Annotated in this window: 11 protein-coding genes; 1 reads left to right on the top strand and 10 read right to left on the bottom strand. The window is 61.4% G+C overall.

Annotated features, from left to right (window positions below):
• Window positions 1-33: 33 nt before the first annotated feature.
• The 7 genes from GDV60_RS25205 to betI form a co-directional block, all read right to left on the bottom strand.
• Complete coding sequence (locus GDV60_RS25205; protein WP_092231032.1) at window positions 34-924, bottom strand: alpha/beta fold hydrolase; 891 nt, start codon at window positions 922-924, stop codon at window positions 34-36.
• Between the two features lie 419 nt (window positions 925-1,343).
• Entirely contained in the window at window positions 1,344-2,660 is a 1,317-nt protein-coding gene (locus GDV60_RS25200) for a TldD/PmbA family protein (protein ID WP_159909036.1), read from the bottom strand.
• Complete coding sequence (locus GDV60_RS25195; protein ID WP_159909034.1) at window positions 2,660-4,102, bottom strand: TldD/PmbA family protein; 1,443 nt, start codon at window positions 4,100-4,102, stop codon at window positions 2,660-2,662. Before GDV60_RS25195 ends, GDV60_RS25200 begins: the two co-directional genes overlap by 1 nt.
• 147 nt (window positions 4,103-4,249) lie before the next feature.
• Entirely contained in the window at window positions 4,250-4,945 is a 696-nt protein-coding gene (locus tag GDV60_RS25190) for an RraA family protein (RefSeq protein WP_029297314.1), read from the bottom strand.
• A 246-nt stretch (window positions 4,946-5,191) separates the two neighbouring features.
• A complete protein-coding gene (gene betA / locus GDV60_RS25185) occupies window positions 5,192-6,892 on the bottom strand; it encodes a choline dehydrogenase (protein WP_029300684.1) in 1,701 nt (566 codons plus the stop codon).
• A 132-nt stretch (window positions 6,893-7,024) separates the two neighbouring features.
• Complete coding sequence (betB, locus tag GDV60_RS25180) at window positions 7,025-8,497, bottom strand: betaine-aldehyde dehydrogenase (protein WP_092231023.1); 1,473 nt, start codon at window positions 8,495-8,497, stop codon at window positions 7,025-7,027.
• Between the two features lie 93 nt (window positions 8,498-8,590).
• Window positions 8,591-9,184 carry a transcriptional regulator BetI gene (gene betI / locus GDV60_RS25175; protein ID WP_010207128.1) on the bottom strand — a complete coding sequence of 198 codons (594 nt, stop codon included), beginning with the start codon at window positions 9,182-9,184 and terminating at the stop codon, window positions 8,591-8,593.
• Window positions 9,185-9,562: 378 nt separating this feature from the next.
• Here betI and GDV60_RS25170 point away from each other — a divergent pair, with 378 nt between their 5' ends.
• Window positions 9,563-11,500: a BCCT family transporter gene (locus tag GDV60_RS25170; protein ID WP_224791161.1), complete on the top strand. Its 1,938-nt coding sequence runs from the start codon at window positions 9,563-9,565 to the stop codon at window positions 11,498-11,500.
• Window positions 11,501-11,684: 184 nt separating this feature from the next.
• Here the strand turns inward: GDV60_RS25170 and choV are convergent, their stop codons facing one another.
• From choV to GDV60_RS25155, 3 genes are all read right to left on the bottom strand, one after another.
• Complete coding sequence (gene choV / locus GDV60_RS25165; protein ID WP_029300678.1) at window positions 11,685-12,863, bottom strand: choline ABC transporter ATP-binding protein; 1,179 nt, start codon at window positions 12,861-12,863, stop codon at window positions 11,685-11,687.
• Window positions 12,860-13,705, bottom strand: a complete 846-nt coding sequence (choW, locus tag GDV60_RS25160) for a choline ABC transporter permease subunit (protein WP_029300676.1) — start codon at window positions 13,703-13,705, stop codon at window positions 12,860-12,862. The genes choV and choW overlap by 4 nt, the downstream gene beginning before the upstream one ends.
• 67 nt (window positions 13,706-13,772) lie before the next feature.
• Window positions 13,773-14,720, bottom strand: coding sequence for a choline ABC transporter substrate-binding protein (locus GDV60_RS25155; protein ID WP_029300674.1), 948 nt, complete (start codon window positions 14,718-14,720; stop codon window positions 13,773-13,775).
• Window positions 14,721-14,903 lie beyond the last annotated feature (183 nt).

The following is a 14,903-nucleotide window of genomic DNA, read 5'->3' as shown; positions in this document are numbered from 1 at the left end:
ATCCCTTTTTGTTAGCAGGCTATGTGTTGCCGATTATGCGCCAACCTCGGCCGGTTTTCCCACTGGCGGTTCGTCTATATCGGCGATGGCTACGTGTTTGCCCACCAGGAAATCGATCAGTGCCCGATGCACTGCGAGCGCCGCCTCCCGCGACTCCAGGTCGAGCAAATGGCCGGTGTGTTCGGCACTGGCGAAGCTGCTGCGCCCCACATAGTGCTTGAACAGTTGGGCCTCATTGGCCGGCGTGTACTCATCCAGGGTGCCGTTGAGGAAATGCACCGGCGTCTCGATCTGGCGTAGTTGCGGCAGGTAGTTGCCATCGCCCAGGGCCAGTACCTGATGAATATGAAAGCGTGCCTGGCGGTATTCGGTGGTGGCCATGGTCGACAGGTGCCGATGGTTGTTGCGCTTGAGCCGGCTGGAGAGGAATTTGCCGACGGTTTCATTGAGCAGGTGGCCGACGGCGGACTTGTCATCGGCCTCGATCAGCACCCGCACCCGCTCCACATATTCGAGCATCGCCTGGTTGAGGTTGGGCGCCAGGGCCATCACCACCGAGCTTTCGATCGAAGGCGGGTTGCGTGCCAGGGTCAGCAGGGTCGAGATGCCACCCCAGGAGGCCGACACCAGATGGTTGACCTCGAAGCGCTCCACCAGCGCCCGCAGGATCTCGACTTCGTCGTCCTTGGTCACCAGGTCCAGATCGGTGTTGTGCGGGCGCGAATAGCCGGAAAACGGCAGGTCGAACATCAGCACATTGAAATGCTCGGCCAGGCACTTGCTGGTGCGGGCGAATGAGCGGGTGGTGGACAGCGCGCCGTTGACCAACAGCACGGTCTTGCGTTGCGGATCGTTACCCAATTGCTCTACGTGAACGTTGTAGTGCTTGAACAACTTATCAATGACAAAACTTCCTTGGTACATGTCAACGCTCCGGCTCGCCCTATCCCGGGCGAGGTCATGCATCGCTTGCGGGCAAGCGGGTTGAAAGGTGGCGGGATGCCACTAACTGTTATAACGAGCTTTTGGAGAGTCGACAACAGCCCGCCAACCAACGGGGCGCTGTCAGGGAAGGTTCATCAGCGTGCGGGGGATTGCCCTGTAGGAGCCGGCCTAAAACGTGGGTAGGGAGTTTGGTGTGGCCAAGGAGCTTGCTGTGTTCTCAGGGAGCTTGTTGTGGCGAGGGGGCTTGTCCCCCGCTGGGCTGCGAAGCAGCCCCAGTAAGGTGCACCGAGTTGTGTCAGGTTGACCGCGGGGGCTGGTTTTGGGGCTGCTTCGCAGCCCAGCGGGGGACAAGCCCCCTCGCCACAACAAGCTTGCCTTCACCACACTCGGCCCAAGGTTTACAAGGTCAGGGTCAGACGCTTGACCAAAGCGCCGGGCAGCAAGCTGGATGAAGTGTTGCGCGCGCCGTAGGTGCTGGCCGACAGCCGCAGCTCGCGCTCGGCAGTCAGCGCTTCCAACTGCGATCCCAGCAGGTGGTACACGCTGTCGTCAAAACGCATGGTGCTGACCGGCGCCTTGATCTCGCCGTTTTCCACCCAGAACGTGGCGAAGCGGGTCATGCCCGTCAGGCGCGCCGCCGGCTGGTCGGAGTAGTTCAGGTACCACAGGTTGCTGATATACAGCCCAGTGCCCAGTTGCTTGAGGATATCGGCCTGGGTCAGGTTGCCGGCGGTCATCTGCAAGGCGCTGGGGGACTCATCGCCGCTGGCGCCGTTGGTGCTCAAGCCGTATTCGGCGGCGCTGCGTGAGTTGACCAGGCGCCCTTGCGCCCGGCCATCGGCGATCAAGGTCACGTCGCTGCGCGGATAACCGTCACGGGAGAACGCCGGGCTCAGGGAGGCCGTGATCTGTTCGCTCATGCCCACCAGCGGGCTCAGAGCCTGGTCACCGGCATACAGGCGTTGCAATGGGCTGCCCTTGCTGGCGATGGCCTGTGCAGAAAAACCGCCCCACGTGAGCATGTCGACGATTTCTTCCAGAGCCGCCGGCGCCAGGTAGGCACGGTATTGGCCGGGCGCCAGGGCGTGCAATGGTCGGCCCAGGAACTCCAGTTGTTCGCGGGCGTGCTGCAAGCGCTGGGCAAACGCCGCGCTGTCCCAGGCATCACCGGCGTAGCTGGCCTTTACCGCCTCGCCATTGGCATGGAACAAGCTGAAGTCAAAGTTGAAGCTATTGGCCTGGTGCCAGCCAAAGGCCCCCGACGAGCTGGCGAACCCGTGGCTGATCGGCCCGGCGGCATAGATTCCGACCAAGTCCAGGCCTTGGGCGCCGTGGCTGATGTCGGCCAGAACCTGATCGAGGTCTGGCAACGCCTGGGCCTGCTCGCTCATGTTCTGCCAAGCCGTGTGATTGAGCAGCAGGTAAGGATCCTTGGGCAGCAAGGGCAGGGTTTCGCGCAATTGCTGCAGGCCCTCGGCCAGGCGCTGGCGGTCGACTTCGGGGGATCCGGCCAGGGTGATGCCAAGGTCGGCATGCCTGCCATCATTGATCAGCTTGAGGTTGAGGCTGGCCTGCTGCACCTGGCCGGCCTGGCGTACCTTGGCGTGATTGAAACGCACGAATTCGGACGACTCCGCCGCGTAGCCCAGATGAAACTGTTCCTCGGCGGTGATGGCCTGTTTGAGCCACTCCACCAGTTCCTTGAAAGCATTCATCAGGCATCTCCCCCAAACACATCTACATCGCTGAATACACACGCAGGCGAAGCATGGCCGACGCGGATCACCTGGTTCGGCTCGCCCTTGCCACAGTTGGGCGTGCCCAGCACCTTGAAGGTACTGGCATCGCCCACGGCACTGAGCTTGCGCCAGAACTGCGCGGAAATCGCCCGGTAGTTGGGGTTCTTGACCACGCCCTTGAGCTCGCCGTTCTCGATCAACTGGCCCCATTCGCAACCGAACTGGAACTTGTTGCGCGCATCGTCGATTGACCAGGAACGGTTGGTCGACATCAGGATGCCGTGCTCGATACCGCCGATCAGTTGCGCCAGGCTTTGGTCGCCGGCCTCGATATTGAGGTTGGCCATGCGGTCGATGGGCGCGCGGTTCCAACTGCTGGCGCGGCTGTTGGCCACGCCGCCCAGGCCCGAGCGGTATTGCGACAGCGCCCCGCCCAAGGGTTTGAGCAGCAGGCCGTTGCGGATCAGGAACTGCTTGTTGGCGGGCGTGCCGTCATCGTCATGGGCGTAGCTGGCCAGTTGTTCGGGAATGTTGGGGTCGAAGGTCACGTTCAGCAGGTTGGAACCGTATTGCAGGTGGCCGAAGTCGCTGGCCTTGACGAAGCTGGTGCCGGCGTAATTGCGCTCGTCGCCGAGGATGCGGTCCAGTTCCAGCGGGTGGCCGATGGACTCGTGGATCTGCAGGATCATCTGGTCAGGCATCAGCAGCAGGTCGCGCGGGCCTTGGGGCGTGTTGGGGGCCAGCAGCAGTTGCAGGGCCTCGTCGGCAATCCGTGGCGCGGCGCCGACCAGGCCGAAACGGCTGATCACCTCAAAGCCACCTTGCTGGCCAAAGTTGCTGCCGCCCAGGGTGCGGGTCTGGCTGTCGTTGCCGTCGTAGGCCGTGACATCGACACCGGGGAACACAAAACGCTGGGCCTGGCGCAACTCGGCGCCGGCACTGTTGAGGTAGATCTGCTCGACGTGAGTGGTGCCCAGGCTGACCTCCCAGTTCACCAGGCGCTCATCTTTGGGCACGGCAGCCGATTCGGCGCCGAGCAGTTGGTAGCAGTCGCTCAGGGACGGGAAGGGTTGGTCGAGTTCTGGCGACAGATAGTCGGCGATGTCGCTGGATACCGGCTGGTCGCGCAGGTCGAGCAGGGCATGGGGCCTGATGCGACGGGCTTGCTGTTCGGCCCGCTCCAGCGCGGCTTGCAGGCCGGCCAGGGAAATATCATGGGTGGCGGCGTAGGCTTCGACACCGTTGAGACGCACGGTGAGCATGGCGCCTTCGTCGCGGCTCAGGTGCGGCGGCTCGGCGACGTTCTTGCGCACCGACAGGTACTGGCCGGACTCGCGCACGTAGCGCAACGAGAAGAACTCGGCGTGGGTGCGCAGGGCGGCGAAATGTTGTTTGAGTTGCGGGTGTTTGTCGAACATGGGGACCTCCTTGTTGGCAGCGGTGGCCCGGAGGCCCTCATCGCTGTAGGAGCGAGCTTGCTCGCGAAGGTCGCGAACGATGGCGCGGGCATTCTGGATAAATGCCGCGCTCTTGGGTTTTTCGCGAGCAAGCTCGCTCCTACAGGGTTAGACCGGGCAACCCTTGGCGCGCAGGATGGCGTCAAAGCGATCAGGGTCCAGGGTGCCGGCTTCGATAGCGGCCAGTGTGGCTTTCTCGCGGGCCAGCAGGTCATGGCAGCGCACCAGCAACTCCGGCAGTTCGCTGCGTGAGGCGGCGACCACGCCGTCGCCATCGCCGATCATCAGGTCGCCAGGGGCTACCAGCATGCCAGCGCACGAGATCGGTACGTTGATCTCGCCGCCGCCGTCGGTGCTCGGCCCCCGATGTACGCCGCCGATGGCGTAGGCCGGCAGCTCGCCGGTTTGCCATTCGTCGAGGTCGCGCAGGGCGCCGTTGATCACCACGCCAACAATGCCGGCCTTCAGGGCCATGGCACGCATGATGCCGCCGAACACGGCGCGGGTCAGGTCGGCGCTGCCGTCGATCACCAGCACATCGCCCGGGCGGGCCATTTGCATGGCTTTGAGAATCATCAGGTTGTCACCGGGACGCACACGTACGGTCAGGGCGCTGCCGAGCATCGGTGCATTGCCGTGGAAGGCCTTGAGGCCCAGGCCACCGACGTTACGGCCCAGGCAGTCGCTGACGGCCGCGGCCGGGATCTTGCTGAATTCCTTCAGCCATTTCGGGTCCAGCGGTTCAACGTTTGGATTGATCAGGAAGCCGGTAGGCCATTTGCTCGAAGAAACGACATCAAACATGAGAAAGCCTCGTGGCCAGGCAGAAGCCGGCGTGTCGGTAGGGAGGTGAAACGTTTGCGCGAGGGACTAGATTAGGCCGGCGCGGGGGGTGGGATCAAGGGTGGGGCGCTGTACGAAGAGTCTGGGAAGGTGTGTGTAGGCTGGACGGGCCTCATCGCGGGCAAGCCCGCTCCCACATTTTGATGTGTGAACACATTCAAATGTGGGAGCGGGCTTGCCCGCGAAAGGGGCGCCGCGGTGTAACGATTACTGCGCGCTAGGACCCACTTCACGCAACGGCTTGCCACGCACTGGCGCATCGCCGGCCACGTAGTAGTCGGCGGTGCTGCGCGGCAACTGGCGGCCACGCATCTTGTCGGCGATTTTCTCGGCGATCATGATGGTTGGCGCGTTCAGGTTACCGGTGGTGATGATCGGCATGATCGACGCATCGACCACCCGCAGGCCCTGCATGCCATGCACGCGGCCTTCGCCATCGACCACGGCCATTTCGTCGGTGCCCATCTTGCACGAGCAGGACGGGTGGAACGCGGTTTCGGCGTGCTCGCGGATGAACTTGTCCAGTTGCTCGTCGGTTTGCACCTCGATGCCCGGGCTGATTTCGCGGCCACGGTACTGGTCCAGTGCCGGCTGCTGCATGATTTCACGGGTCAGGCGGATGCCATCGCGGAACTCCTGCCAGTCCTGCTCGGTGGCCATGTAGTTGAAGAGGATGCTCGGGTAGTCCCGTGGGTTCTTCGACTTCACTTGCACGCGGCCACGGCTTGGCGAACGCATGGAGCCCATGTGCGCCTGGAAACCGTGCTCTTTCACACCGTTGCTGCCGTTGTAGTTAATCGCTACCGGCAGGAAGTGGTACTGGATGTTCGGCCACTCGAATTCTTCACGGGTACGAATAAAGCCGCCCGCTTCGAACTGGTTGCTGGCGCCGATGCCGGTGCCGTTGAACAGCCATTCGGCACCGATCGCCGGCTGGTTGTACCAGAGCAGCGACGGGTACAGCGAGACTGGCTGGGTGCAGGCGTATTGCAGGTACAGCTCCAGGTGGTCCTGCAGGTTTTCGCCGACGCCTGGCAGGTCGTGGACCACCGGGATGTCGAGGCTTTCCAGCAGTTTGGCCGGGCCGACACCGGAACGTTGCAGCAGTTGTGGCGAGGCGATTGCGCCGCTGCACACCAGCACTTCCTTGCGCGCACGGGCTTCAACACGTTCTTCGGCGGCACCGATCAGGTAACGCACGCCGACCGCACGCTTGCCTTCGAACAACACTTTGTCGGTCAGGGCATGGGTGACGATGGTCAGGGTCGAGCGCTTCTTGGCGGTGTCCAGGTAGCCACGGGCGGTACTGGCGCGACGGCCGTTCGGCGTGACGGTACGGTCCATCGGGCCGAAGCCTTCCTGCTGATAGCCGTTCAAGTCTTCAGTGCGCGGGTAGCCGGCCTGCACGCCGGCTTCGACCATGGCGTGGAACAGCGGGTTGTTGCCGGCCTTGGGCGTGGTCACGCTGACCGGGCCTTCGCCACCGTGGTAATCGTTAGGGCCGATGTCGCGGGTTTCGGCCTTGCGGAAATACGGCAGGCAGTCGAGGTAGCTCCAGTTTTCCAGGCCTGGCAGTTTCGCCCAGTTGTCGTAGTCCATGGCGTTGCCACGGATGTAGCACATGCCGTTGATCAGCGAGGAGCCACCCAGGCCCTTGCCGCGACCACATTCCATGCGGCGGCCGTCCATGTGTGGCTCTGGATCGGTTTCATAGGCCCAGTTGTAGCGGCGGCCTTGCAGCGGGAACGCCAGGGCAGCTGGCATCTGGGTACGGAAATCGAGACGGTAGTCCGGGCCGCCGGCTTCCAGCAGCAGGACGGTGACGCCTTCGTCTTCGGTCAGACGGGTCGCCAGGGTGTTACCGGCAGAGCCGGCACCCACAATGATGTAGTCGTATTCTTGGGACATAAATGCACCCTCTTTGGAGATGGTCAGGTCGGGCTCCATCGCGGGCAAGCCCGCTCTCACAGGGGAACGCATTCCAATGTGGGAGCTGGCTTGCCTGCGATGGCGGCCTCGCAGGCAATACAGAACTCGGGTTTAGAACACCGAGGCGTAGTCGCCCAGCTCAACCTGTACCGATTTGATGCGGGTGAAGTTGTTCAGCGAGCTGATCCCGTTCTCACGGCCAACACCCGACTGCTTGTAGCCGCCAACCGGCATCTTGGCGTCGGACTCGCCCCAGGCGTTGATCCAGCAGATACCCGCTTCGAGCTGATGAATCACGCGGTGGGCGCGGTTCAAGTCCTTGGTCACCAGGCCAGCAGCCAGGCCGAAGTCGGTGTCGTTGGCACGACGGATCACTTCTTCTTCAGTCTCGTAGGTGAGGATGCTCATCACTGGGCCGAAGATCTCTTCACGCACGATGGTCATTTCGTCGGTGCAGTCAGTGAACACAGTCGGTGCCACGAACGCGCCCTTGGCGAAGTCGCCGTCGGTCAGACGGTCGCCGCCGCACAGCAGGCGTGCGCCTTCTTCTTTACCTTTGGCGATGTAGCCGAGCACGCTTTCCATGTGGGCGAAGCTGACCAGCGGGCCGAAGTTGGTGTTTTCGTCTTCTGGGTTGCCGACGCGGATGCGCGCAACACGCTCGACGATCTTGGCTTCAAAGGCGGCTTGCAGGTGCTTTGGAATAAACACGCGAGTGCCGTTGGTGCAGACCTGGCCGGAGCTGTAGAAGTTGGCCATCATCGCGGTGTCGGCGGCGCGATCCAGGTCGGCGTCGTCGAAAATGATCAGCGGGGATTTGCCGCCCAGTTCCATGGTCACGTCTTTGAGCGAGGAGCTCGAAGCGCTGGCCATGACCTTCTTGCCGGTGTCGGTGCCGCCGGTGAAGGAGATTTTTTCGATGCGCGGGTGCTCGGTCAGCCAGGTGCCGACTTCACGGCCGCTGCCGGTCAGGACGTTGAACACGCCATCCGGAACGCCGGCTTCGGTGTAGATCTCGGCCAGTTTCAGGGTGGTCAGCGACGTCACTTCACTTGGCTTGAAGATCATTGCGTTGCCGGCAGCCAGGGCTGGGGCGGACTTCCACAGGGCGATCTGGATCGGGTAGTTCCACGCGCCGATGCCGGCGACCACGCCCAGCGGCTCGCGGCGGGTGTAGACGAAGGAGGTGGTGCGCAGCGGGATCTGCTCGCCTTCGATGGCAGGCACCAGGCCGGCGTAGTATTCCAGCACGTCGGCACCGGTGACGATGTCGACGTACTTGGTTTCGGAGAAGGATTTACCGGTGTCCAGGGTTTCCAGGGCAGCCAGTTCATCGTTGCGCTCGCGCAGGATTTCCACGGCGCGACGCAGGATGCGCGAACGCTCCATGGCAGTCATCGCGGCCCAGATTTTCTGGCCCTTTTCGGCGCTGACCACGGCACGCTCGACGTCTTCGAAAGTGGCGCGTTGCACGTTGGCGAGAACTTCACCGTTAGCCGGGTTGATGGCTTCGAAGGTGGCATCGCTGCCAGCGTCGCTGTAGCCGCCGTCAATGTAGAGTTTTTGCAGTTCGAAACGGGCCATAAAGTCCTCGCAAGTGCATAAGTGGTTGGCGTTAACCACTGAGGGGCGCAGCCCACTCAGTAGCCGTTCAGGGGTTGAGCGTTTATGTGTGCTCTAACTCACCTGCTTGGCCAATTGGAAATCCATGTATTCGTAAGCGATCCGTTGCGCCTGCTCCGTGTCGAAAGCGTCTCCCGACAGGGCGCCGCGCAACCACAAGCCGTCGATCAGGGCCGCCAGGCCTCGGGCTGCTTTGCGTGCGTGCGGCAGCGGTAGCACTCGGCGGAACTGGCAGCACAGGTTGGAATACAGACGTTGATCGTTGATCCGCTGCAACCTGTGCAAAGACGGGTGGTGCATGCTGGTGGCCCAGAAGGCCAGCCAGGTTTTCATTGCCGGTCCGTTGACCTGGCTGGCGTCGAAGTTGCCCTCGATGATCACCCGAAGGTGCGCCCGTGGGCTGTCGTCCTTCAGCGCAAGCCTGCGTTCGTGGACGTTCTCGATCAGCACATTCATCAGGTACCGCATCGTTGCGGCGATCAGGCCATTCTTGTCCTGAAAGTAGTGACTGATGATGCCGTTCGAAACGCCGGCCAGACGGGCGATCAGCGCAATGCTGGCATCTCCCATCCCAACCTGATCGATGGCCGTCAATGTGGCTTCGATCAACTGTTGGCGGCGTATGGGTTGCATACCGACCTTGGGCATGTAGCACCTCTCCTTAGGCCTGCCGACGGGCGTAAACGTTCGTCGGCTTGAGGGCCAGTCTATTTTGTTTTGATTGAACGTTCAATCAACAAAGAATAAGATCTGCGACAAATGGTCGCTGCCTACAGGTATTTCCTACGTGTCGGCAGGCACATCTGACATCCGTAAAAACCCCTGAAACAGCCCGTCACAGCGCTTGGCTGGGGTTCGGGGTTTTTCGGGATGTCTTTATAACACCCGTCCGTCGACTGCCGAAAAATCGATGGCGCGGGTCAAGCGCTGCCTTGTGTCCTCTCTCGCACTGCCCGGAGCCTCTGTGCCATGAGTTCTGCCTCTCTTATAAAGACCCCACCGGAAAAGGTGCGGGTCAACGGTTGGGTGTTCTACACCTCCACCGCGTTGATCCTGTTGTTGACCGCCGTTCTGATCATCGCCCCGCAAGAGGCCGGCAGAATGCTGGGAGTCGCCCAGACCTGGCTCTCGAAAAGCTTTGGCTGGTACTACATGGTGGTCATCGCCGCCTACCTGGTATTCGTGGTGGGCCTGGCGTTTTCCTCCTACGGCAAATTGAAGCTGGGCAGCAAGGCCGACACTCCAGACTTCAGCTACGGCGCCTGGGCCGGCATGTTGTTCTCTTCGGGCATCGGCATTTCGTTGCTGTACTTCGGCGCGTCCGAGCCGTTGGACCACTACTTCAACCCGCCTGAAGGCGCCGCCGCCACCCATATGGCCGCGCGCCAGGCGTTGCAGTTGACCTTCCTGCACTGGGGCCTGCATGGCTGGGCGATCTACGCGCTGGTCGGCCTGGCCGTGGCGTACTTTGCCTACCGGCATAACCAGCCGCTGGCGCTGCGTTCGGCGCTGTACCCATTGATGGGCGAGCGCTGGGTCAAAGGCGCGGCCGGTCACGCGGTGGACGGCTTCGGCATGTTCGTGACCCTGCTGGGCCTGGTGACGAACCTGGGGATTGGTTCGATGCAAGTGTCGTCCGGGTTGGAAAACCTGTTCGGCATGGAGCACAGCAACACCAACCTGCTGATCGTGATCATCGTGATGAGCACCGTGGCGACCATCGCTGCCGTGTCGGGCGTGGAGAACGGCATTCGCCGCCTGTCCAACCTCAACATTGTGTTGTTCAGCGGCCTGCTGATTTTTGTGCTGCTGTTTGGCCCGACCCTGCACCTGCTCAACGGCTTTGTGCAGAACATCGGCGACTACATGAACGGCCTGGTGCTCAAGACCTTCGACCTGTACGTGTACGAAGGCGATGGCGAGAAATCCGAGCGCTGGATGGGCCTGTGGACCCTGTTCTACTGGGCCTGGTGGATTTCCTGGGCGCCATTCGTGGGCATGTTCATCGCGCGTATTTCCCGTGGCCGTACCGTACGCGAACTGGTGGCGGGCGTACTGCTGATCCCGCTGGGCTTTACCCTGGCGTGGCTGTCGATCTTCGGCAACTCGGCCCTGGACCTGGTGCTCAACCATGGGGCCGTGGAGCTGGGCAAGACCGCGCTGGAGCAACCCTCCATGGCGATCTACCAGCTGCTGGAATACTACCCGGCGTCGAAAGTGGTGATCGGCGTGTCGATCTTTGTCGGCTTTGTGCTGTTCCTGACGCCGGCGGATTCCGGCGCGGTGATGATGGCCAACCTGTCGTGCAAAGGCGGCAACGTGGATGAGGATGCGCCGCACTGGCTGCGGATCTTCTGGTCGGCGGTGATCACCCTGGTGACCATCGGTTTGCTGTTTGCCGGTAACTTCGAAGCCATGCAGACCATGGTGGTGCTGGCGGGCTTGCCGTTCTCGGTGGTGCTGATCTTCTTTATGTTCGGTTTGCACAAGGCCATGCGCCAGGACGTGGCCATCGAACAGGAGCAGGCGCAATTGGCCGAACGTGGCCGTCGTGGTTTCAGCGAGCGCCTGACTGCCCAGGACCTGCAACCGAGCCAGGCTGTGGTGCAGCGCTTCATGGACAAGAAAGTCACCCCGGCGCTGGAAGAAGCGGCCGTGGCGTTGCGCGCCCAGGGGCTGGATGTGCAGACGCTGTTGGGTAAATCCAAGCGCTGCATTGGCGTGCGGATCGAGATGGAAGGCAACCCGTTTGTCTACGAGGTGAGCCTGGATGGCTACCTGGCGGCGCCGAGTGAGTCGATCGAAGCGCACGAGGAGCGTGCGCGCTACTACCGCGCCGAGGTCTACCTGCACAACGGCGGTCAGGAATACGACCTGATGGGCTTCACCCAGGAACAGATCACCCGGGATGTGCTCGATCAGTTTGAAAGCCATCGGCAGCTCCTTGGCCGTGTCTATAGCTGATAAAAGCCGGTGGTGTCGTCACTGACACCGCCTGTTCAAACTTGGCAATGCGGTCAAATGTAGGAGCGAGCTTGCTCGCGAAAAACGTCAACGATAACGCGTGTTTCCTGGAGGAACCCGGTGCCTGTGAGTTTTTCGCGAGCAAGCTCGCTCCTACATTGATCCAGTTCCTTCACTTGGGTCTTCAGCCCAGGTTCTTGCCCAGCAGGGCGTGGTACAGCTCGCTGTCCCCCAGAATCCCCACCACCTTGTTGTTGTCGTGCAGCACCAGCTTGTTGCCGGTCTGGTAGCGAATCTGCAACGCATCACGCATGCCGATATTCGAATCCACCAAGGTCGGCAACCGCCCCAGGCCTTCCACGGCTTGGCCCGGCGCCCAGTTCTGCAGGTTCATCGCTACGCCATTTTGCCGCGCGCCCTGGATGGTGTTGCCTTCGGCCAGGTCCAGCCACGAGTCGCCGCCCGGATCCAGGCATACCGAACCGTTGACCCGCTTGCAGTTGTCCAGGGTGCGCATCAGGCTGCGGCCGCACAAAACGTTGAGCGGGTTGGTATGGGCGACGAACGTGCGCACATAGTCATCCGCCGGGTTCAGCACGATCTCTTCCGGCACGCTGTACTGGATGATCTTGCCGTCTTTCATGATCGCGATACGGCTGCCCAGCTTGAGTGCCTCGTCGAGGTCGTGGCTGACGAACACGATGGTCTTGCTCAGCTTGCGTTGCAGCTCCAGCAATTCGTCCTGCAGGCCCTGGCGGATCAGCGGGTCGAGGGCCGAGAACGGTTCGTCCATCAACAGGATGTCGGCGTCCATCGCCAGGGCGCGGGCCAGGCCGACGCGCTGTTGCATACCGCCTGAGAGTTCGTCGGGCTTCTTGTTGCGCCATTGGGTCAGGCCGACCAGTTCGAGCTTTTCGTCCACCAGCTTGCGCCGCTCCTTCTCGGGGCGACCCTGCATCTCCAGGCCAAAGCTGATGTTTTCGCGCACAGTCAGCCAAGGCATCAGGGCGAACTTCTGGAACACCATAGCGATGCGCTTGGTGCGCATCATTTTCAGCTCTGCCGGAGTGCACGAAGCGATGTCGATCTGGCGACCTTCATGCTCCACAAACAACTGGCCACGGCTCACGGTGTTAAGGCCGTTGATACAGCGCAACAGGCTCGACTTGCCGGAACCGGACAGGCCCATCAACACGCAGATCTCGCCTTTCTCGATATCCAGGCTGGCTTTTTCCACGCCGACAATCTGCCCGGTCTTTTTCAGGATTTCGTTGCGGTGCATCCCCTCGTCCAACAGCTTGAGGGCTTCGCGTGGGTCTTTGGAGAAGATCACATCGACATTGTCGAATCGGATAATGCTCATGCATCACCCCCTACTTTGGCATCGGGTTGTTTGCAGATACGGTCGAGCATGATGGCCAGCAGCACAATCGCCAGGCCCGCTTCAAAGCCCAGGGAAATGTCGGCGGTGTTCAGCGCGTTGACCACGGGTTTGCCGAGGCCGTCGGCGCCCACCAGGGCTGCGATCACCACCATCGACAACGACAGCATGATGCATTGGGTAATACCGGCAGCAATGCTCGGCATGGCGTGGGGCAGTTCGATGCGCGAGAGCAGTTGGCGGCGCGAGCAGCCAAAGGCCTTGCCGGCATCCATCAGTTCTTGCGGTACATCGCGGATGCCCAGGTAGGTCAGGCGGATTGGCGCGGCGATCGCGAACACCACCGTGGAGATCAGCCCGGGTACCACCCCCAGCCCGAAAAGGGTCAGGGTCGGGATCAGGTAGACGAAGGTCGGCACGGTCTGCATAAGGTCGAGCACCGGGCGCATCATCGTGTAGAACATCGGTTTGTGCGCGGCAACGATGCCCAGCGGCACGCCGATCAACACGCAAACCAGGGTGGCGAACAGCACCTGGGCCAGGGTCTCCATGGTTTCCTGCCAGTACCCCAGGTTGAGGATCAACAGGAAGGAGACGATGACAAAAACAGTCAGCCCCCATTTACGTTGAATGTAGTGTGCAAGCAGCGCAATCAGACCGATCAATGCCAGCGGATTGAACCAGGTCAGCGCGAACGTCACGCCGTGGATCATCGTTTCCAGTGTCGATGCGATCGCGTCGAAATAATCGGCGCCGTTCTGCGTCAACCATTCGACGAAGGCAGCGATGTACTGGCCTAGTGGGATTTTCTGTTCAGTCAGCATGGTAGTGAATGTCCACATGCGAAGAGGGAAAACATCCTGGGCCGGCACGCCGGCCCAGGGTCAGCGATTACTTGTCGAGATAGGCTTTTACGGCGGCAAGTCCTGGTTTGCCATCAAGGGTGGTGACCCCGGCGAGCCAGGTGTCGAGTACTTGTGGGTTTTTCTTCAGCCAGGCCTTGGCGGCGGCATCGGGTTTGATTTTGTCGTCGAGGACGTTACCCATCAGGGTGCTTTCCATGTCCAGGGTGAACACCAGGTTTTTCAGCAACTGGCCCACGTTGCTGCATTCCTCTGAGTAGCCCTTGCGGGTGTTGGTGTAGATGGTGGCCTGGCCGTAGTTGGGGCCGAACGAATCGTCACCGCCGGTCAGGTATTTCATCTTGAAGCGCGTGTTCATCGGATGCGGTTCCCAGCCGAGGAACACGATGGCCTTGTCGCGTTTGCTGGCACGTTCGACCTGGGAGAGCATTCCGGCTTCGCTGGATTCGACGATCTTGAAACCGGCCGATTTCAAGCCAAAGGCATCCTTGTCGATCAGCGTCTGAATGGTGCGGTTGCCGTCATTGCCCGGCTCGATGCCGTAGATCTTGCCATCCAGCTCGTCCTTGAATTTGGTGATATCGGCGAAGTCTTTCAGGCCCTTGTCGTACAGCGCTTGTGGCACTGCCAGGGTGTACTTGGCGTTTTCCAGGTTGGCGCGCACGGTTTCCACGGTGCCGGCATCACGGTACTGCTTGATGTCGTTCTCCATGGTCGGCATCCAGTTGCCGAGGAAGATATCCATGTTCTTGCCGTCGGCCAGGGACTTGTAGGTCACGGGTACGGAAATCATCGTGGTGCGGGGCTTGTAGCCCAGGCCCTTGAGGATCTCACTGGTGGTGGCGGTAGTGACGGTGATATCGGTCCAGCCGACATCGGAGAAGTTGACGGTACTGCACTGCTCGGGATCAGCAGCGTGAGCCGCAAGGGGAAGACTCAGCATGGCGGCCAACAACAACGGGGGGGAACCTTTCATGGGTTTGGACTCCTGGTGTTTTTCCGGCGGTGCTTGACCGCGCTTATAAGTGTTGCAGTTGGGGCGTGCGAGCTAGGTGCCGCCTCGGTGCCTTGCAAACGAGTCGAGACTGATCATGTACCAGTGAAAATCTGACGCCTACAGGGTGCGTCGTATCCAGTACAGGGATGGTCGTATCCAGTG

It is taken from the genome of Pseudomonas sp. DTU12.1 (assembly GCF_009873475.1).
In the GTDB taxonomy this organism is placed as follows: Bacteria; Pseudomonadota; Gammaproteobacteria; order Pseudomonadales; family Pseudomonadaceae; genus Aquipseudomonas; species Aquipseudomonas proteolytica.
Note: the sequence above shows the minus strand (reverse complement) of the source record. Positions and strands in the feature narration are given on the sequence as shown.

What these genes read in the sequence shown, in the direction of transcription:
- GDV60_RS25200 (WP_159909036.1), bottom strand. Translation starts at nt 2,660, where the DNA reads ATGAATGCTTTCAAGGAACTGGTGGAGTGGCTCAAACAGGCCATCACC.
- GDV60_RS25155 (WP_029300674.1), bottom strand. Translation starts at nt 14,720, where the DNA reads ATGAAAGGTTCCCCCCCGTTGTTGTTGGCCGCCATGCTGAGTCTTCCC.
- betA (WP_029300684.1), bottom strand. Translation starts at nt 6,892, where the DNA reads ATGTCCCAAGAATACGACTACATCATTGTGGGTGCCGGCTCTGCCGGT.
- betI (WP_010207128.1), bottom strand. Translation starts at nt 9,184, where the DNA reads ATGCCCAAGGTCGGTATGCAACCCATACGCCGCCAACAGTTGATCGAA.
- choV (WP_029300678.1), bottom strand. Translation starts at nt 12,863, where the DNA reads ATGAGCATTATCCGATTCGACAATGTCGATGTGATCTTCTCCAAAGAC.
- betB (WP_092231023.1), bottom strand. Translation starts at nt 8,497, where the DNA reads ATGGCCCGTTTCGAACTGCAAAAACTCTACATTGACGGCGGCTACAGC.
- choW (WP_029300676.1), bottom strand. Translation starts at nt 13,705, where the DNA reads ATGCTGACTGAACAGAAAATCCCACTAGGCCAGTACATCGCTGCCTTC.
- GDV60_RS25205 (WP_092231032.1), bottom strand. Translation starts at nt 924, where the DNA reads ATGTACCAAGGAAGTTTTGTCATTGATAAGTTGTTCAAGCACTACAAC.
- GDV60_RS25195 (WP_159909034.1), bottom strand. Translation starts at nt 4,102, where the DNA reads ATGTTCGACAAACACCCGCAACTCAAACAACATTTCGCCGCCCTGCGC.
- GDV60_RS25190 (WP_029297314.1), bottom strand. Translation starts at nt 4,945, where the DNA reads ATGTTTGATGTCGTTTCTTCGAGCAAATGGCCTACCGGCTTCCTGATC.